Raw genomic sequence first — 17336 nt, forward strand, 5'->3', positions numbered from 1 at the left:
GAACCATGAGTGACGACGCCCCCACCACCGAGCCCGGCAGGATCCCGAACAAGGGCAAGCTGGCCAAGGACCTCAACGAGGTCATCCGCTACACGCTGTGGTCCGTCTTCAGGCTGAAGGACACCCTTCCCGAGGACCGCGCCGGTTACGCCGACGAGGTCCAGGAGCTGTTCGACCAGCTCGCCGCCAAGGACGTGACGGTCCGCGGCACCTACGACGTGTCCGGCCTGCGCGCCGACGCGGACCTGATGATCTGGTGGCACGCCGAGACCAGCGACCAGCTCCAGGAGGCGTACAACCTCTTCCGCCGCACCAGGCTGGGCCGCGCCCTGGAGCCGGTCTGGTCGAACATGGCGCTGCACCGCCCCGCCGAGTTCAACCGCTCGCACATCCCGGCGTTCCTCGCCGACGAGACGCCGCGTGACTACATCAGCGTCTACCCGTTCGTGCGCAGCTACGACTGGTACCTGCTGCCCGACGAGGACCGCCGCCGCATGCTCGCCGACCACGGCAAGATGGCCCGCGGCTACCCGGACGTCCGCGCCAACACGGTCGCCTCGTTCTCCCTCGGTGACTACGAGTGGATCCTCGCCTTCGAGGCCGACGAGCTGTACCGCATCGTCGACCTCATGCGTCACCTGCGCGCCTCCGAGGCCCGGATGCACGTCCGCGAGGAGGTCCCGTTCTACACGGGCCGCCGCAAGGACGTCGCCGAACTGGTGGCGGGCCTCGCCTGATCAGCGCGCCGGCCGGGCGGCCGCCGCCTTCCCGGCGGGGCCGTCCGGCCGGGGCTGCGCGTGCGGGGCGCAGGCCGCGCGCCGGGACGGCAGCCGCCCTTCCAGCAGGTAGGCCTCCAGATGGCCGTTGACGCAGGGGTTCGGCCCGCCCGCGATGCCGTGGGTGCCGGCGTCCCGCTCCGTCACCAGCACCGAGCCCGACAGCCGACGGTGCAGCTCCAGGGCCCCCTCGTAAGGTGCCGCGGCGTCCCGTTCGGCCGCCAGGATCAGCGTCGCCGGCAGCTCACCGGGCCCGGTCCGCACGTCCGGCGGCTGCTGCCGGGGCGCCGGCCAGTACGCGCACGGCAGGTTCGCCCACACGTTGTCCCAGGTCTCGAACGGTGCCACCCGCGCGAGCCGCGTGTTGTCCCGGTCCCACACCCGGAAGTCCGTGGGCCACGGCCCGTCGTTGCACTCCACGGCCGTGTAGACGGCGTTCGCGTTCTCCGCCTCCGCCGCTGCCTCCGGGGCCGGCGCGGCCAGCGCGATCAGCCGCTTCGGATCGCCCTCGAGATACGACGACAGCGCCTCGGCACGGGACGGCCAGTAGTCGTCGTAGTACCCGGCCTGGAGGAACGCGCCCTGCAACTGCGCGGGCCCCACCCGGCCGCCGGCCGGCTCGGCGGCCAGTCTCGCCCGCGCCCGCTCGTAACTGCGCAGCACCGCCTGGGCGGTGCCGCCCAGCCCGTACACCCGGTCGTGCCTCGCGACCCACTCGCGGAAGTCCTCCCAGCGGCTCTCGAACGCCGCCGACTGACCGAGGTTGTTGCGGTACCAGATCTGCGCCGGGTCCGGGTTCACCGCCGCGTCGAACACCATCCGCCGCACGTGCGAGGGGAACAGCGTCGCGTACAGCGCCCCGAAGTAGGTGCCGTACGACGCCCCCAGGAACGTCAGCCGGTCCTCGCCCAGCGCGGCCCGCAGGACGTCCAGGTCACGGGCGTTGTTCAGCGAGTGGTAGTGCCGCAGCGCGTCGCCCGTCCGCTGCGCGCAGCCACGCGCGTACGCCTTCGCCCGCGCGATCCGCTCCCGCTTGTACGCCTTTGAGGGGTGCGTCGGTGCCGGGGCGGGCCCTTTGAAGAAGGTCTTCGGGTCCTCGCAGGACAGCGGGGCCGAGCGGCCGACCCCCCGCGGGTCGTACCCCACCAGGTCGTAGGCGGCGCCGAGGCGCTTCCACGCGGGAACCATGCCGACCAGCGGGAAGTACAGCCCCGAGGCGCCCGGCCCGCCCGGGTTGAAGACCAGCGAACCCTGCCGGGGCACGCGGCGCTTGCTGTTGTGCGGGTCGCGGTGGGTGGCCCGGACCCGGCTGACGGCCAGCGCGAGCTGCTCGCCGTTCGGTCGCGCGTAGTCGAGCGGCACGCTCACGGTGCCGCACTCCACGCCGGCCGGCAGGTCCGGCACGTCGGAGCAGGCACCGAAGTCGATCCCCTTCGCCGCCGCCCGCTCGGCGGCGAGCACGACCCCCGTGACCCCCGTGGCCCCCGTGCCCCCCGCGACCCCCGCGGCACCGGGGACGGCGTTCGGGGTCCCGCCCGCGGGGACGGCGGAAAGGAGGGTCAGGAGCAGGGCCCCCGTGGCCGAGTGGAGGACGGCAGCTCTCATGGCGTGTCCCTTCGAGGCGCGGCAGCGACAAAAGGGATGCTTCGTCCGCCCGTTGCCGAAGGCAAGCACCGCGCGGGGGTGTCGCCACCGATGCCCCTCGTGCGCCCCCGGCGTACCGGACGCGCCGGGGCGGACGAGGCCCGGCACGCGCCGCGCTGCACCGGCCGGCCGCTGTCGCGGACCGACGGGGGCGGTCCGCCCGCCTCCGTCCGGCCCGGTCAGGAACCGGCGGACGGCGGCGGACCTGTCGCGGCCGGCGGGAGCGGGTGGCCCGACAGCGAGGACGCCGAGGACGCCGAGGACGCCGAGGACGGCGCGAGCGGTACGACCGTTCCCGGGTCGGCGACCGGACCGGGCGGAGCGGGGGAGCGGGTGACCGGCGGGGTGCTGCCCGCCGCCAGATCCCGGGCGAGGCGGGCGAAGTCGACGCGGCCGGTGGCCTCCAGGACCTTGATGTGGTCCAGGACCGTGGTGTTGGCGTCGTCGGCGAGGTCGCGCACCAACGCGTTCTGGGTGCCCGCCCGCACCTGCGCGACGACGGAGAACACCCGGCCGTGCGCGAGGCGCAGAATGTTGGCGAACTCCCGGTCGAAGTCCTCGCCCTGTGCGGCGTCCAGCCTCTCCAGCCAGTCCTGCTGCTGGTCGGTGGGCTCGTTCGGCAGGGCGAGCCCGAGCTGCGCGGCGACCGTGCGCACCCGCTCGTCCAGGAAGGCGTGCCCCTCGACGAGGTGCCGTCCCGCCGTCCGCACGGCCTCGGTGGTGCCCTTGGCCTGCGCCTGCCCGCCCGCCGGAAGCTCCCACAGCCCGGCCAGCCGCACCTTGGTGACGAAGTCGCGGTCGAGCCCGGACAGCGGCCCGTACTGCGTCGCCACGGTCTCCGCGTTCAGTACGTCGACGCCGGTGCCCGACCGGTCCTCGTAGGACCAGACCGGGAAGACGAGCGCGACGAGCGTCGCGGCCAGGCCGAGGACGATGAGCCCGGTGCCACTGAAGATGCCTCTGCCCCTGATCGGGGGTCGGGGTCGCATGGTGCCTCCTGCTCACGGCACCGCACGCTCGTGCTTCGGGTGCGGGGTGGGCATACTACTGCGCCCGCGGAGGCAACCGCCGCCCGAGGGACAAAGGTTGTTCCTCGGGCATTCGGCGTGAAACGCCCTTCGGGGGAACGTGGCAAAAGGTCGGAAAACGCCGGGAACCGCTCACCGGGGAGGGGTGGCCGACCCCGGTGTTACCCCCGGCACACTCGAGCGCGGGGGTGTCCCGACGGCTTCGGCGCCCGGGGCACGGCCCCGGTCACCGCCCGATCAGCGAGCGTCCCACCCGTCCCACCCGTCCCAGCCGGGACAGCGGCCTCGGCGCCGGGCCCGAGCGGTCCAGCCACCAGCGCCGCAGCTCGCGCCGGGCCCGTCCCTCGGCCGGCCGCCCGCCCAGCAGCAGCCGCTCGGCGAAGTCCAGGGCGTCCTGCCGGTAGCCGCCGCGCATCGGGTGGCGCTGGGCATGGGCGATGAACGCGGACCGGTAGCCGGCGCCGAGGATCAGCGGCAGCTCCGGCGCCAGCTTCGCCACCACGTCGGCCCGCTTCGCGGCCAGCGCGCGGGCCTGCACGCCGAGCCGCACCCGGTCGAAGCCCTCCGGGACGGGCGTCCCGGCCACCAGCGCGGACAGCAGGGACGCCTGGGCGAGCCCGAGCCGCTGCCGCGTGGCGTCGCCGACGGCCGGCGGCCCGCTCGCCCCGGCTCCCGCCGCCCCGCGTGCCGTCTCCCCGGCCCCCGCGGCCGGTACGTCCCGCGCGGTCGCCCCTCGCCGGCGCGCCCCCAGCTCCACCGCCTCCCGGATCGCGTCCACCTCACGCTCCAGTTCCTGCGGTGCGGGGAAGTTCTCGTCGCGCTCCAGCAGCACCCCCGGCGGGGCGGTCCGCGAGGTGAGCTCGGTCAGGATGTCGAGGACGGGGCGCGGCACCGGATGCGCGTGGCTGTCGTGCCAGACGCCGTCGCGTTCGAAGCCGCCCGCGACATGGACGTACGCGATGGCCTCCAGCGGAAGCTCGGCGAGCGCCTTGGCGGGATCCTCGCCGCGGTTCACGTGGTTGGTGTGCAGGTTGGCCACGTCGATGAGCAGCCGGACCCCCGTGCGGTCGGCCAGCTCGTACAGGAACTGCCCCTCCGTCATCTCCTCGCCGGGCCAGGCGATCAGCGCCGCGATGTTCTCCACGGCGAGCGGCACGGGCAGCGACTCCTGCGCGATGCGCACGTTCTCGCACAGCACGTCCAGCGCGTCCCGGGTGCGCGGCACGGGCAGCAGGTGCCCGGCCTCCAGCCGGGGCGTGGCGGTCAGCGGGCCGCCCGCCCGGACGAACGCGATGTGCTCGGTGACCAGCGGCGAGCCCAGCGCCTCGGCCCGCGCGGCGAGCGCGGCCAGCCGCCCCTCGTCGGGCCGGTCGGCGTCGCCGAGGCCGAGCGAGACGCCGTGCGGGACGACGGTGACCCCGCGTTCGCGCAGCCGCAGCAGGGACTCGGGGAGGTGACCGGGGCAGACGTTCTCGGCCACGGCCTCGACCCAGTCGATGCCCGGCATGCGCTCCACGGCGTCCGCGATCTCCGGCCGCCAGCCGATTCCCGTACCGAGCCGCGTCATGGTCCCCTCCTTCATCGCCGACCCCCCGGCGTGGTGACCGGGATATGACCCCACCGGCCGGGCCCGAACCGCCGGCGACGCTCCTTCAGAGCAACATTTGAGGTTCGGCCGCGCACCGCCGCCCGGCCCGCCCGTCCCCGGGAAGTACGGGCGGCGGGCCCGCCCGGTTCAAAGGGAAGGCGCGACGGGGCCCGGTCGGGTCGAGATCGGTGACGGCGGCGCCGACGCCGTCACCGCGAGCGCAGCGCCGGATGTTCCGCGACCACCGTGCAGCTGCCCGGCGCGATCTCGGTGAACCCCGCGTCCCGCACCAGCGGCAGTCCGCTCGCGGTCAGCTCACGCCAGCGCCCGGGCTCCGCGGTGCGCACGGCCAGTGGGAAGCCCGCCTCGCGCCACGCCGACCGCTCCTCGTCGGACAGTTCCCACCAGGCGAGCTGCGCGCCGTGCCCGGCCTGCGCCATGGCCTTGCCCGCCGACATCTCCACCTCCGGGCTCATCCACAGCACCGGCACCCCCGGACCGGCCGGCGACGGCTCCCGCGGGTCGTCGAGATCGGTTCCCGACACCTGGAGCTTCGCCAGTTCCTTCGGCCACCCGTCCAACGGCACCGGCACGAACACCCGCACCTCGGCCCTCTCCCCGGTCACCGTGATCCCGGGCAGCTCCCCGGCCCGCCGCCACTCGGCCCCGCGGGCCCGCCGTACGACCTTGCGGATCCGGGCGTCCTGCCAGTCCCGTACGGCCTGCGCCCACTCGCCCTCCCCGCGGGCCCGCTCGTCGCTCAGGAGCACGAGGACGGCCCGGGCGGCCGTCTCGAGCGCGTCGGTGCGGCCGGGAGGGTCGGTCTTCTCCAACCGCACGACGAGCGGAAGGACGAACTGCGGTGCCTGATCGCGCGGATTCGGCTCGGTCTGGAAGGGGCTCTCACTCACCCGGCGCAGGGTACTGGACGGGCCGGCACGGCCGAGGGCGCCCCCGGCCCCCGGCCGGCCCCGACCGTCGCACGGCAGGAGCTCAGCCCGAGCAGGCCGTCCGCTGGGCCTCCTGCCACTCGCACACGGGGCACAACGTGATCCCCCGGTACGACTGCGGGTACTTTGTCGGCTTCCGGCACAGCACGCACTCCGCGTACGGCGGCGGCTCGGCCCCGGGCGGCCCGGCCGCGTCGATCAGACAGGGGGTGTCGTCGCCGTCGTCGCTCATGACCCCAGCGTACGAGAGCGGCGCGGGTCTCAGCGGCGGCCGCCCGCGGCGCCGATCAGCTCGGACACCTTCACGAACCGGTAGCCCCGGCGGCGCAGCTCGGGCACGATCGCGCGCACCGCCCGCTCGGTGACCGGGGCGGCGCTGCGCGTGCAGTGCATGACCACCACCGACCCAGGCCGCACGCCCTCCAGGACCTGCCGGGCCACCGCGTCCGCGTCGGTGGCGAAGGCGTCGCCGCTCACCACGTCCCACTGCACCGCCGTCACCCCGGTGCCGCTCACCGCGCGCAGCGCCTGCCCGTCGTAACAGCCGCCCGGGAAGCGGAAGTACGGCATCGCGTCCGGAACCCCGGCCGCGCGGAAGGCCGCGTACGCCCGCTCCACGTCCGCCCGCATCGCCTGGCGCTCCACGGTCGGCAGGCCGTAGCAGTCGTCGGTGAAGGCGTAGTGGCTGTAGGAGTGGTTGGCGACCTCGAAGAGCGGGTCCCGGCCGATGGCGCGGGCCTGGGCCGGATACTCCTCGGCCCACCGGCCGGTCATGAACACGGTCGCCGGCACCTTCAACGCCCTCAGGGCCGTGATCAGTTCGGGGTTGTCGAAGCGCTCACCGGCCGCCGCCCGCGCCCCCTGGTCCGCGGTCATGTCGGCGTCGAAGGTGAGGGCGACGGCCTTGTCGCGGCTGCGGGGCGCGTGCGCGAAGACGGGAACCCGGCCGGCCGGGCCCGGCGCGAGGGTGGGCGGCCGGGACGCGGCGGGCGTCGGACGGTCGGCGGAGGGCCGGGCGGCGGAGGGCCGGCCGGGGGCCGGGCGGGGATCGCGGGGGGCATGGGGGTCGCGGGGTGCCTCGACGGTGCCGCAGGCGGCGAGCACGGTACCGAGGAGACCGAGGACACTGAGGACACCGACGGCGGCGAGACGACGTACGGGAGGGATCATCGTATGAAGCTATGAGCGGTGAAGGCCCGATCGTGTGGAGACGTGCGCGCGCCTCGTGCCGCGTCACCCGCCCGGATCACCGGACCCGGTCACCGGACCCGGTCACTGGGTCCGGTGATCCGGGTCCGGTCACCGGCCTACCGGCGCCAGGGGCCCGTCACCGCGAACGTCGTCCCCGGCGTGTAGCAGTTGACGTACATCGTCCGGCCGTCGGGCGAGAAGGTGACGCCGGCGAACTCGCCCCACTCGGGCTCCTCCGGAGTGCCAGTGTTCTGGCGTCCGCGTGCCATCGCGTAGACCTCGCCGCCCCGCGTCACGCCGTAGACGTGCTGGGCACCGTCGCCGTCCTCGCAGACCATCAGGCCGCCGCTGGGGGCGAGGCAGATGTTGTCGGGGGACTCGCCCGGCAGCCGTACGTCCGTGTCCGGGCCGAAGACGATCACCAGGGTCAGCCGGCGGCGGGCCGGGTCGTAGCGCCAGATCTGGCCGAAGTGGTCGGCCGCCGAGCCGTCCGTGCCGCGGGCGAACGACGACACGAAGTACACGCACCGCCCGCCCCAGTAGCAGCCCTCCAGCTTCTGCGCGTGCGTGATGCCCCTCGGGCCGAAGTCCTGGAGCCTGACCGGGGTCCCGGCGGCCAGCGGGTCGGGTACGTCGACCCATTCGACGCCGTCGAAAGCCGCGCCCGTCTCCTGGACCGACGACAGGTCCGGTACGCCCGGTACGCGCATCGCCTGGAGCCGGCCGCCGGCGCGCAGCGAGCCCACGCCGCCCAGCGGCTTCTCGGGCAGGAAGCGGTAGAACAGGCCGAAGGGCTCGAGGAAGGCGTCCTCCGTCTCGTAGACGATCCCCAGGTGCGGGTCGACCGCGACCGCCTCGTGCTGGAAACGGCCCATCGCGGTCAGCGGGACCGCCCCGGTGCGGCGCGGGTCGGACGGATCGACCTCGAAGACGAAGCCGTGGTCCTTGGTGTAGCCGTTGGTGCCGGCCTTGTCCTCGGTCTCCTCGCAGGTCAGCCAGGTGTGCCACGGGGTGGGCCCGCCCGCGCAGTTGACGGCCGTACCGGCGATCGCGACCCGCTCGGCGAGCACCCGGTCGCCCGCGTCCAGCGTCAGGGCCGTGCAGCCGCCCTTGCCGACGGGGTCGTAGGTCAGGCCGTCCACGGTGGGGACCGCGTACCGGGCGGTGGGGCGGTTCTCGTGGTTGCGGACCAGGTGCACGCGGCCGTGGCGGCCGGGGAGGGCCGTCATGCCGTCGTGGTTCGAGGGGACCGGGCCCTCTCCCGAGCGCAGCGGCTCGCCCTCGCGGGACAGGACCCGGTAGCGGAAACCTTCCGGCAGGTCGAGCAGGCCGTGCGGGTCGGGCACGAGGGGGCCGTAGCCGCTGTGGCCGAGGTTCTGGGCGGCGGCGGCCGTGCCGGGGAAGAGTTCGGACAGTGCCCCGGAGAAGGCGATGCCCGCTCCCAGGGCACCGGAGCGGGCGAGGATCTGACGACGGGTCGCGGACATGGGGTGACCTTCCTGCTGGCGGACAGGGACGGTGACCCCGCCGTGTCTATCACCCGGCGCGCGCCCCGGGAACCACGCGCGTAGCTCGTGTCACCGCTCCACCGGTGGAGGAGACGGCGAGGGCGGGGGCTCGGCTCGCGGCGGTGGCTGGGGCTGTTGCTGGGCGCGCTCCAGGAAGCGCAGCAGTTCCACCGGGAACGGCAGCACGAGCGTGGAGTTCTTCTCGGCGGCCACCGCCACCACCGTCTGCAGGAGGCGGAGTTGGAGCGCCGAAGGCGTGCCCTCCATCTGCTGGGCCGCCTCGGCGAGCTTCTTCGACGCCTGCAGCTCCGCGTCCGCGTTGATGATCCGGGCCCGCCGCTCACGGTCGGCCTCCGCCTGACGGGCCATCGAGCGCTTCATGGTGTCGGGCAGCGACACGTCCTTGATCTCGACCCGGTCGATCTGCACACCCCAGCCCACCGCCGGGCTGTCGATCATCAGCTCCAGGCCCTGGTTGAGCTTCTCCCGGTTGGAGAGCAGGTCGTCCAGTTCGCTCTTGCCGATGATCGACCGCAGCGAGGTCTGCGCCATCTGCGAGACGGCGAAGCGGTAGTCCTCGACGTTGACGATCGCCGCCGCCGGGTCCACGACCCGGAAGTAGACGACCGCGTCGACCCGCACGGTCACGTTGTCCCGTGTGATGCCCTCCTGGGCGGGCACGGGCATCGTCACGATCTGGAGATTGACCTTGCGCAGCCGGTCGACGAGGGGCACCACCATGGTGAAGCCCGGCCTGCGGACCTCGCCCGCGACCCGGCCGAGCCGGAAGACGACCCCGCGCTCGTACTGCTTCACCACCCGGGCGCCCGCCACCACGTACGCGAACCCCGCGGCGCCGACCGCCGCGGCCGCCGTCAGCAGCTCCTCGACCATCACGACCTCCTCAGGCAGAGGTCCGACATGCCTGTCCTGCAAAGATAGGCCCGCCGCCGGGTCCGGGGCCACGTGCGGGGTCCCGGAACCGACGGCGGGCAGGGGGGCGAGTCCTCGGTGAGCCTGGTCCTACGCGGCCATGGTGACCCGCACCGGTTCGGTGCCGGCGTCGCTGTGCCGGGCCGCCCAGTTCTCCAGCGCCGTACGGCAGGCGTGGTCGAGGTGGTGCAGACCGGAGAGGTCCAGCTCGACCGGACGGTCCTGCGGCAGGGCCTCCAGACTGTCCAGGATCTTCGGCAGCCGCAGGAAGGTCGCGTTGCCCGACAGGTACGCCTGGACGGGTCCGGCGCCCTTGTCGACGACCTCCATCCTGATGTGCGAGGCCTCCCAGGCCGTCTTGACCACCGCCAGCGCGAGACCGATCAGGACGCCCTCGAACATGCTGACCGCGACGATCGACACGGCGGTGACGACCAGGATCAGCGCCTCGCCCCGGTGCTCGCGCCACAGCGACACGATCGACCGGACGGGGATGAGCTTGGCCCCCGCGTGCACCAGGATGCCCGCGAGCGCCGGGAGGGGTATGTAGGCCAGCACGTTCGGCAGGAGCGCCGCGAACAGCAGCAGCCAGACGCCGTGCAGCACCCGGGCCGCCTTGGTGCGCGCGCCCGCCTGCACGTTGGCCGCGCTGCGCACGATCACCGCGGTCATCGGCAGGGCACCGAGCGCACCGCAGACGGTGTTGCCCGCGCCCTGCGCGATGAGCTCCCTGTCGTACTCGGTGCGCGGCCCGTCGTGCAGCCGGTCCACCGCCGCCGCGCTGAACAGCGACTCGGCGGACGCGATCAGCGTGAACGCCACGATCGTGCCGAGCAGACCGACGCCGGCCACCCCGCCGAGGACGTCCAGGGACGGCGGCTGGATCGAGCCGAGCAGGCCCTGCACCTCGACGGTGGCCACCGGCAGGTCCAGCACCAGTGCGGCGAGTGTGGCGAGACCGACGGCGGCGAGCTGGCCGGGCACCGTGCGAACCTTCGCCGGCAACCGCTTCCACACCACGAGGACGGCGACGGTGCCGGCGCCCAGGGCGAGCGAGGCGAGCGCGGCGGTGCTGCCGAAGGCGTCCACGAGAGCCGCCGGCAGCCCGGCGATCTTCTCCAGGCCGGACGCGGGGGCCTTGGTGCCGACCAGCGAGTACAGCTGGCCGGCGATCAGCACCAGGCCGATCCCGGCCAGCATGCCCTCGACGACGGATACCGAGATGGCCCGGAACCAGCGCCCCAGTCTCAGGGCGCCCATCGCGATCTGGAGCACGCCGGTGGCGAGCACGATCACACCGAGCACGGGCAGCCCGAACTCCTGGACGGCCTCGAAGACCAGCACGGTCAGACCGGCCGCCGGTCCGGACACCTGGAGGCTGCTGCCGCGCATCAGGCCGGTGACGATGCCGCCGACTATGCCGGTCACGAGCCCCAGCTCGGCCGGGGCACCGGAGGCCACGGCCACGCCGACGCACAGCGGCAGCGCGACCAGGAAGACGACGAGGGAGGCGGTGAAGTCCTCCTTGAGGTGGGGGAACCTGGTCATCGGGGTCCTCACAGGGCCTCGAAGGAGTCGGTGTCGACGCGGTGTTCGCGCACGGCACCGGTGTGCACCTCGTAGTACCAGCCGCGCACCCGCAGCCGGCCGTCCGCGAGCCGCTTCTCCACGCACGGGTAGGAGCGCAGCCGCAGCAGCTGCGCGAGGACGTGGTGCTGCACGGCCTGCGCGACGGCCGGGTCGCCGGCGTCGGCGGCCGCGGGTTCGCCGGCCGCGTGCGCGAGCCAGGCGCGCACGGCCGGGACGGCGTCGAGGTCGTCGCCGCGCACGAGTGCGCCGACGGCACCGCAGTGCGAGTGACCGCAGACGACGACGTCCTGGACGCCGAGCACCTCCACGGCGTACTCGATGGTGGCGGCCTCGCCGGTCGGGGGGTTGGAGACGTAGGGGGGAACGATGTTGCCCGCGGTGCGCAGCTCGAACAGCTGGCCGGGGCGGGCGCCCGTGATCAGGGCGGGAACGACCCGCGAGTCGGAGCAGGTGATGAACAGGACGTCGGGGGACTGGCCCTCTGCGAGCTTGGCGAACTCCTCAGGGCGCTGTCCGAACGTACGGGCGTTGTCGATGAGGGGCTGCATGACGTGGTGATTCCTCCTGGCGCGCGGTGGGGTGCGCGTCGGACGTGCAGGACAGGTGGGGGAACTGCTGTTCTGCTCCGCTTCGGCGGCGGAAGACCGCTCTCGGCAGCGGATGGCCGCTCTCAGCAGCGGAAGACCTGGAGGGCCGCCGGGGAGTGGGCCGCCGAGGATCTCGACCAGTGCTGGTGGGGGCCGGCCGGGCCGGCGGCCCGGTGCCCGGCCGTCGGGTCCGGGACCGGCCGGGGGCGCTCGGACTGCTGCGGCGCCGGATCGGCGGTGACGGTGGCGCGGTGCCGGTCGCGCAGGCGCAGGGGATCGAAGGGTTTCCCGGACCGGCCGCAGGGGCGGGGAGAGGAGATCTCGTCGCGCGCGGGCGTTGCGGAGAGCTTGATTCCGGACTGAGCCTTGGCCTCGACGTGACGGGCCGTGTGCGCGTGTGCGAAGGAAGGGGCGAGTGTGAAGAACGGTAACGCGAGCAGGGTGGCGACGAGGAGCGAAACCACGGTCCCGGCCGTCGTACCTCGGAACATGCGCCCCCTCCCGGCCGTTTCATGCCTCTAGTCCGGACCAACGGTTGGTCAACCACTGGTCAAGAAACACGTTAACCCTGCAAAGTTGTTTGCAGGGTTAACTCCACGTTTCGAGACCAACTGCGCCTCAAAAACGAGGGTGGAGTGGCGCGAACCGGCCCCCGGCGGGGGCGGGCGGACGCTCAGGCGGGCTCGACGAGCCGCTTGGCGTCGCGGGCCAGCGCGGTGAGGCGGGAGATCGCCCGGAAGTACTTCTTGCGGTAACCGCCGTTCAGCATCTCGTCGCTGAACAGGCGGTCGAACGGCAGTCCGGAGGCCAGCACCGGGACCTCGCGGTCGTACAGCCGGTCGGCGAGGACGACCAGGCGCAGTGCCGTGGACTGGTCGGGGACCGGCTGGACGTCGGTGAGGCAGACCGCTTTCAGGCCATCGGTCAGCGCGCCGTAGCGGCTGGGGTGGACCCGGGCGAGGTGGTCGAGCAGGCGCGGGAAGTCGTCGAGCGAGGACCCGGCGGTGGCGTACGCCGCCTTCGTCACCTGTTCCTCGGAGTACGGCGCCGGCGCCTCGGGCAGACCGCGGTGGCGGTAGTCCTCGCCGTCGATGCGCAGGGCGCGGAAGTGCGCGGACAGTCCCTGGATCTCCCGGAGGAAGTCGGCCGCCGCGAACCGGCCCTCGCCGAGTTTGCCCGGCAGGGTGTTGGAGGTGGCCGCGAGGGCGACGCCCGCCTCGACCAGCTTGCCGAGCAGCGTCGAGACCAGGACGGTGTCGCCCGGGTCGTCCAGTTCGAACTCGTCGATGCACAGCAGCCGGTGGCCGGAGAGGGTCCGTACCGTCTGCTGGAAGCCGAGGGCGCCCACCAGGTTCGTCAGTTCGACGAAGGTGCCGAACGCCTTGAGCGCGGGCTCGGCCGGGGTTGCGTGCCACAGCGACGCCAGCAGGTGCGTCTTGCCGACGCCGTACCCGCCGTCCAGGTAGACGCCGCGCGGGCCGGCCGGGACCTTCGGGGCCTTCGCCCGGCCGAGGCCCAGGAACCCCCGTCTGGCGGAACCGACGGCGTGCGCCCCGCCGAGACCCGCGGCGAAGCCCTCCAGGACCTCCACCGCCCGCGTCTGGCTGGGCTGGTTCGGGTCGGGGAGGTAGGTGCTGAAGCGCACCGAGTCGAACCGGGGCGGCGGCACCATCTCCGCGACCAGCCGGTCCGCGGGGACACGCGGCTCGCGGGCGCAGAGGGACACGGGGGCCGCGCCGGCTGTCGGGTCGAGGCCGGGGGCGGGGGCGGGATGGGAGGACGACACGGTTCCCCATGGTAAGCGCCGTGCCAGACTGCCTGGCATGCGACGGCTGTTCCCTGTGACCGACCAGACAGTGGCCGACACCCCGGGCGAGGGAGGTGCGGCGGCAAAGGCCCGTGAGTGGAGCCTCGGCGAGATCGCCGACGCCTACGCCTATCCGGAGCCCGGCCCCGGCGGGCCCGTGCCCTGGCTGCGCGCCAACATGGTCTCCACGCTCGACGGGGCCGCCCAGCACGACGGGCGCTCCCAACCCATCTCCCACCCGGCCGACATGCGCGTTTTCGGCACCCTGCGGGCGCTCGCCGACGTGGTGATCGTCGGTGCCGAAACGGTACGCCGGGAGCAGTACCGCCCGGCACGCGCGCGTGCGGAGTTCGCGGCGCGGCGGGAGGCGGCCGGGCAGGGCGCCGCCCCGGCGATCGCGATCGTCAGCGCCGGCCTGGACCTGGACTTCTCGCTGCCCCTCTTCACCTCCCCGCTGGTCCCGACCCTGGTCCTGACCGGCGCGGCGGCGGCCCCCGACCGGGTCGCGGCGGCCGAGGAGGCGGGCGCCCGGGTGGTGACCGCCGGGGACGGAACGGGCGTCGACCCGGCGCGGGCCGTCCGGGCCCTCGCCGCCCTCGGGCACACCCGGCTGCTCACCGAGGGCGGTCCCCGGCTGCTCGGGCAACTGGTGGCCGCCGGGGTGCTCGACGAGCTGTGCCTGACCCTCTCCCCGATGCTCACCGCGGGCGGCGCGCAGCGCATCGCGGGCGGACCGGAGGTGGCCGTTCCGCGACGGTTCGCCCTGGTGTCCCTCCTGGAGGAGGACGGGTTCCTCTTCAGTCGGTACGGGAGGCTCTGACATGGCAGGTGGAAGGGGGTGTGGCGGGGCGGCGCCGGGGAAAAAGGGGGCAGCGCCCCTGGGAGCCGAATTGGTCGGAATCTTCCGTTCCGGTTAGCTCCGGGCGGGCAGACTAGGACACGCAGACCCCGTGCGAACACGGGGAAGGACGGTTTCCGCAAGGCCCTGAACGGCCCGCGGAGGACTGAGGGCCACGGGGGTCCTCGAAGGAGAATGAGGCGCTGGTGTTCACAAGCGTTTTGATGATCGAGAAGGCCCTGACGTCCGCCGACGTGGAGTTCGTCACCACTTTGCACGGTGACGAACCGGTCTCGTTCCACGTACTGCTCCAGCCGCGCGGCGACCAGGCGGACCGCTTGCTGCGGGCCATCGACGACGTCGCGCTCGGCGAGCTGGACGAGGCGGCGAAGGAGGGTGAGACGCCCGAGGGCGACGAGGCCAAGGGGTTCGGGGTCCGGGCCCTGGACGTGTCCCTGCAGGCCCTGCACGCCGCCGGCAACGAGGCGGTGGGGCGGCTGGTGGAGGACCACCCGCTGGACGCGCTGAAGACGCTCGTCGAGGAGACCGGGGCGGACGAGGTGATCGTCCTGACCGATCCGCACTACGTGGAGGAGTTCTTCCACCGCGACTGGGCGTCGCGAGCGCGTCACAAGGTGGGGGTGCCGGTGCTGAAGCTGTTCTCGCACAGCAAGGCGTGACCGCGGTGTGACTGCCGTCGGCCGGACGGGTGGTGCGCCGTGGGGGCGCGGGTGGTCGGGCGGCCGGCGGTCGTCCGTGGCCGGTCGCGCAGTTCCCCGCGCCCCTGGGGCGGCCTGTCGTGCGCCGCGGTCGGTCTCGGCCGGTTGCCCGCGCCCCTGAGGTGGATGCGGTGCGCCTCGGCCGAAGGGCGGGGGCGTTCACCGTGCCCCTGGTCGGGTGTGGTCGGTTCGCGGAATAGGGTGGGGGCGTCACCGTCGTACCGCATCTGGGAGAGACACGCATGGCACCCGGCCTTCCTTCCGCCATGGACCGACCGCACTTCATCGGCATCGGCGGGGCCGGGATGTCCGGGATCGCCAAGATCCTGGCCCAGCGCGGGGCCGAGGTGGCCGGCAGTGACGCCAAGGAGTCGGCGACCGCCGAGGCGCTGCGGGCGCTCGGGGCGACCGTGCACATCGGGCACGCCGCGGAGCACCTCGCCGACGACGCCAGCTGCGTCGTCGTGTCGTCGGCGATCCGCGCGGACAACCCCGAGCTGGCCCGCGCCGCCGAGCTGGGCATCCCGGTGGTCCACCGCTCGGACGCCCTCGCCCGGCTGATGGACGGCCTGCGGCCGATCGCGGTCGCCGGCACGCACGGCAAGACCACCACCACCTCCATGCTCGCGGTCTCGCTGTCCGAGCTGGGCCTGAACCCCTCGTACGCCATCGGCGGCGACCTGGACGCGCCCGGCTCCAACGCGCTGCACGGCGACGGCGAGATCTTCGTCGCCGAGGCCGACGAGTCCGACCGCAGCTTCCACAAGTACGCCCCCGAGGTCGCGATCGTCCTCAACGTGGAGCTGGACCACCACGCCAACTACGCGTCGATGGACGAGATCTACGAGTCCTTCGAGACGTTCGCCGGGAAGATCGTGCCCGGCGGCACGCTGGTGATCTCCGCCGACCACGAGGGCGCGCGGGAGCTGACCCGGCGGGTCGAGGGCGTGCGGGTGGTGACGTACGGGGAGGCCGAGGACGCCGACGTACGCGTGCTGTCGGTGGTGGCCCAGGGACTGAAGAGCGAGGTCACCGTCCTGCTCGACGGGCAGGAGCTGACCTTCGCGGTCTCCGTGCCCGGCCGCCACTACGCGCACAACGCCGTCGCCGCGCTGGTCGCCGGCGTCTCGCTCGGGATCCCGGCCGCCGAGCTGGCGCCCGCCCTGGCCGCCTACACCGGCGTCAAGCGCCGCCTCCAGCTCAAGGGCGAGGCGGCCGGCGTGCAGGTCGTCGACTCCTACGCGCACCACCCGACGGAGATGACGGCCGACCTGGAGGCGATGCGCGCCGCGGGCGACGCCCGCATCCTCGTCGTCTTCCAGCCGCACCTGTTCTCCCGCACCCAGGAGCTGGGCAAGGAGATGGGACAGTCGCTGGCCCTCGCGGACGCCTCCGTCGTCCTCGACATCTACCCCGCCCGCGAGGACCCGATCCCCGGCGTGACCAGCGAGCTGATCATCGACGCCGGCCGGGCGGCGGGCGCCGCCGTGACCCCGGTGCACGACAAGGACGAGGTGCCCTCCGTGATCGCGGGAATGGCCGGGCCCGGTGATCTCGTTCTCACCATGGGCGCGGGCGACGTGACGGACCTGGGCCCGCGCATCCTGGACCGTCTCGCACAGAAGTAGAGGGGTTGGCCTTCATGTCGTACGACGTCGAAAAGCCCGACGAGCAGTGGCGGGCGGAACTGACCCCGGCCGAGTACGCCGTGCTGCGCCGGGCCGGTACGGAGCCCGCGTTCACCGGTGAGTACACCGACACGAAGACGACCGGTGTCTACTCCTGTCGGGCCTGCGGCGCCGAACTGTTCACCTCTGAAACCAAGTTCGAGTCCCACTGCGGCTGGCCGTCCTTCTTCGACCCGAAGGACACCGACGCGGTGGAGCTGATCGAGGACCGCTCGCACGGCATGGTGCGGACCGAGGTGCGCTGCGCGCGCTGCGGCTCGCACCTCGGCCACGTCTTCGAGGGGGAGGGCTATGCCACCCCCACCGACCAGCGGTACTGCATCAACAGCATCTCGCTGCGGCTGACGCCGGCCGAGGGCTGACACCCACCGGCACCCCGCGCCTGCCCGCACCCCGCGCCCGCCGCCCCTCACAGCACCTTCCGCTGCACGAGCGCCGAGAGCACCAGCATCCCCGGCCAGCAGGGGGAGCCAGACCGTCAGGACGCGA

General features: G+C 73.5%; 17 protein-coding genes. 5 read left to right on the forward strand and 12 right to left on the reverse strand.

Annotated elements, in window-relative coordinates:
• The first annotated feature begins 5 nt into the window (after positions 1 to 5).
• A complete protein-coding gene (hemQ, locus tag ACGFQC_RS32980; RefSeq protein WP_363090423.1) occupies positions 6 to 737 on the forward strand; it encodes a hydrogen peroxide-dependent heme synthase in 732 nt (243 codons plus the stop codon).
• On the opposite strand, the gene ACGFQC_RS32985 is transcribed toward hemQ, so the two are convergent.
• The 12 genes from ACGFQC_RS32985 to zapE all read right to left on the reverse strand — a co-directional run bounded on the left by ACGFQC_RS32985 (position 738) and on the right by zapE (position 13620).
• Positions 738 to 2381 carry an alpha/beta hydrolase gene (locus ACGFQC_RS32985; protein WP_363090424.1) on the reverse strand — a complete coding sequence of 548 codons (1644 nt, stop codon included), beginning with the start codon at positions 2379 to 2381 and terminating at the stop codon, positions 738 to 740. It abuts the gene before it with no gap.
• A gap of 218 nt (positions 2382 to 2599) precedes the next feature.
• Positions 2600 to 3409 (reverse strand): DUF4142 domain-containing protein, encoded by an 810-nt coding sequence (locus ACGFQC_RS32990; RefSeq protein WP_363090425.1) that lies wholly within the window; start codon positions 3407 to 3409, stop codon positions 2600 to 2602.
• Positions 3410 to 3674: 265 nt separating this feature from the next.
• The gene (locus ACGFQC_RS32995; RefSeq protein WP_363090426.1) at positions 3675 to 5015 is read right to left on the reverse strand and encodes a DUF692 domain-containing protein; all 1341 of its coding nucleotides are present in this window, start codon (positions 5013 to 5015) and stop codon (positions 3675 to 3677) included.
• A gap of 230 nt (positions 5016 to 5245) precedes the next feature.
• Entirely contained in the window at positions 5246 to 5956 is a 711-nt protein-coding gene (locus tag ACGFQC_RS33000) for an aminoacyl-tRNA hydrolase (RefSeq protein WP_363090487.1), read from the reverse strand.
• Positions 5957 to 6029: 73 nt separating this feature from the next.
• A complete protein-coding gene (locus tag ACGFQC_RS33005; RefSeq protein ID WP_363090427.1) occupies positions 6030 to 6218 on the reverse strand; it encodes a hypothetical protein in 189 nt (62 codons plus the stop codon).
• Positions 6219 to 6247: 29 nt separating this feature from the next.
• Positions 6248 to 7156, reverse strand: coding sequence for a polysaccharide deacetylase family protein (locus tag ACGFQC_RS33010; RefSeq protein ID WP_363090428.1), 909 nt, complete (start codon positions 7154 to 7156; stop codon positions 6248 to 6250).
• A 137-nt stretch (positions 7157 to 7293) separates the two neighbouring features.
• The gene (locus tag ACGFQC_RS33015; protein ID WP_363090429.1) at positions 7294 to 8664 is read right to left on the reverse strand and encodes an alkaline phosphatase PhoX; all 1371 of its coding nucleotides are present in this window, start codon (positions 8662 to 8664) and stop codon (positions 7294 to 7296) included.
• A 90-nt stretch (positions 8665 to 8754) separates the two neighbouring features.
• Positions 8755 to 9579, reverse strand: a complete 825-nt coding sequence (locus ACGFQC_RS33020) for a slipin family protein (protein ID WP_363090430.1) — start codon at positions 9577 to 9579, stop codon at positions 8755 to 8757.
• A gap of 129 nt (positions 9580 to 9708) precedes the next feature.
• Positions 9709 to 11166 carry a SulP family inorganic anion transporter gene (locus ACGFQC_RS33025; RefSeq protein ID WP_363090431.1) on the reverse strand — a complete coding sequence of 486 codons (1458 nt, stop codon included), beginning with the start codon at positions 11164 to 11166 and terminating at the stop codon, positions 9709 to 9711.
• An 8-nt stretch (positions 11167 to 11174) separates the two neighbouring features.
• Positions 11175 to 11756, reverse strand: coding sequence for a carbonic anhydrase (locus ACGFQC_RS33030; protein ID WP_363090432.1), 582 nt, complete (start codon positions 11754 to 11756; stop codon positions 11175 to 11177).
• A gap of 122 nt (positions 11757 to 11878) precedes the next feature.
• Complete coding sequence (locus tag ACGFQC_RS33035) at positions 11879 to 12286, reverse strand: hypothetical protein (RefSeq protein ID WP_363090433.1); 408 nt, start codon at positions 12284 to 12286, stop codon at positions 11879 to 11881.
• A gap of 182 nt (positions 12287 to 12468) precedes the next feature.
• Complete coding sequence (gene zapE, locus ACGFQC_RS33040) at positions 12469 to 13620, reverse strand: cell division protein ZapE (RefSeq protein WP_363090434.1); 1152 nt, start codon at positions 13618 to 13620, stop codon at positions 12469 to 12471.
• On the opposite strand from zapE, the gene ACGFQC_RS33045 reads away from it, so the two are divergent.
• The 4 genes from ACGFQC_RS33045 to msrB all read left to right on the forward strand — a co-directional run bounded on the left by ACGFQC_RS33045 (position 13619) and on the right by msrB (position 17209).
• Positions 13619 to 14422 (forward strand): pyrimidine reductase family protein, encoded by an 804-nt coding sequence (locus tag ACGFQC_RS33045; RefSeq protein WP_363090435.1) that lies wholly within the window; start codon positions 13619 to 13621, stop codon positions 14420 to 14422. The genes zapE and ACGFQC_RS33045 overlap by 2 nt on opposite strands.
• A 224-nt stretch (positions 14423 to 14646) precedes the next feature.
• The gene (locus tag ACGFQC_RS33050; RefSeq protein ID WP_363090436.1) at positions 14647 to 15120 is read left to right on the forward strand and encodes an indole-3-glycerol phosphate synthase; all 474 of its coding nucleotides are present in this window, start codon (positions 14647 to 14649) and stop codon (positions 15118 to 15120) included.
• 281 nt (positions 15121 to 15401) lie between these two features.
• Positions 15402 to 16787 (forward strand): UDP-N-acetylmuramate--L-alanine ligase, encoded by a 1386-nt coding sequence (gene murC, locus ACGFQC_RS33055; RefSeq protein WP_363090437.1) that lies wholly within the window; start codon positions 15402 to 15404, stop codon positions 16785 to 16787.
• A 14-nt stretch (positions 16788 to 16801) separates the two neighbouring features.
• Entirely contained in the window at positions 16802 to 17209 is a 408-nt protein-coding gene (gene msrB / locus ACGFQC_RS33060; RefSeq protein ID WP_363090438.1) for a peptide-methionine (R)-S-oxide reductase MsrB, read from the forward strand.
• Positions 17210 to 17336 lie beyond the last annotated feature (127 nt).

Origin of the sequence: Streptomyces sp. NPDC048734 (assembly GCF_043198675.1) — a bacterium.
Classification (GTDB): Bacteria; Actinomycetota; Actinomycetes; order Streptomycetales; family Streptomycetaceae; genus Streptomyces.

Bases quoted from the DNA above. Each gene is read 5' to 3' on its own strand.
- hemQ (WP_363090423.1), top strand. From the start codon at position 6: ATGAGTGACGACGCCCCCACCACCGAGCCCGGCAGGATCCCGAACAAG.
- ACGFQC_RS32995 (WP_363090426.1), bottom strand. From the start codon at position 5,015: ATGACGCGGCTCGGTACGGGAATCGGCTGGCGGCCGGAGATCGCGGAC.
- zapE (WP_363090434.1), bottom strand. From the start codon at position 13,620: ATGCCAGGCAGTCTGGCACGGCGCTTACCATGGGGAACCGTGTCGTCC.
- murC (WP_363090437.1), top strand. From the start codon at position 15,402: ATGGCACCCGGCCTTCCTTCCGCCATGGACCGACCGCACTTCATCGGC.
- ACGFQC_RS33020 (WP_363090430.1), bottom strand. From the start codon at position 9,579: ATGGTCGAGGAGCTGCTGACGGCGGCCGCGGCGGTCGGCGCCGCGGGG.
- ACGFQC_RS32990 (WP_363090425.1), bottom strand. From the start codon at position 3,409: ATGCGACCCCGACCCCCGATCAGGGGCAGAGGCATCTTCAGTGGCACC.
- ACGFQC_RS33035 (WP_363090433.1), bottom strand. From the start codon at position 12,286: ATGTTCCGAGGTACGACGGCCGGGACCGTGGTTTCGCTCCTCGTCGCC.
- ACGFQC_RS33025 (WP_363090431.1), bottom strand. From the start codon at position 11,166: ATGACCAGGTTCCCCCACCTCAAGGAGGACTTCACCGCCTCCCTCGTC.
- ACGFQC_RS33010 (WP_363090428.1), bottom strand. From the start codon at position 7,156: ATGATCCCTCCCGTACGTCGTCTCGCCGCCGTCGGTGTCCTCAGTGTC.
- ACGFQC_RS32985 (WP_363090424.1), bottom strand. From the start codon at position 2,381: ATGAGAGCTGCCGTCCTCCACTCGGCCACGGGGGCCCTGCTCCTGACC.
- ACGFQC_RS33015 (WP_363090429.1), bottom strand. From the start codon at position 8,664: ATGTCCGCGACCCGTCGTCAGATCCTCGCCCGCTCCGGTGCCCTGGGA.
- ACGFQC_RS33030 (WP_363090432.1), bottom strand. From the start codon at position 11,756: ATGCAGCCCCTCATCGACAACGCCCGTACGTTCGGACAGCGCCCTGAG.
- ACGFQC_RS33005 (WP_363090427.1), bottom strand. From the start codon at position 6,218: ATGAGCGACGACGGCGACGACACCCCCTGTCTGATCGACGCGGCCGGG.
- msrB (WP_363090438.1), top strand. From the start codon at position 16,802: ATGTCGTACGACGTCGAAAAGCCCGACGAGCAGTGGCGGGCGGAACTG.
- ACGFQC_RS33045 (WP_363090435.1), top strand. From the start codon at position 13,619: ATGCGACGGCTGTTCCCTGTGACCGACCAGACAGTGGCCGACACCCCG.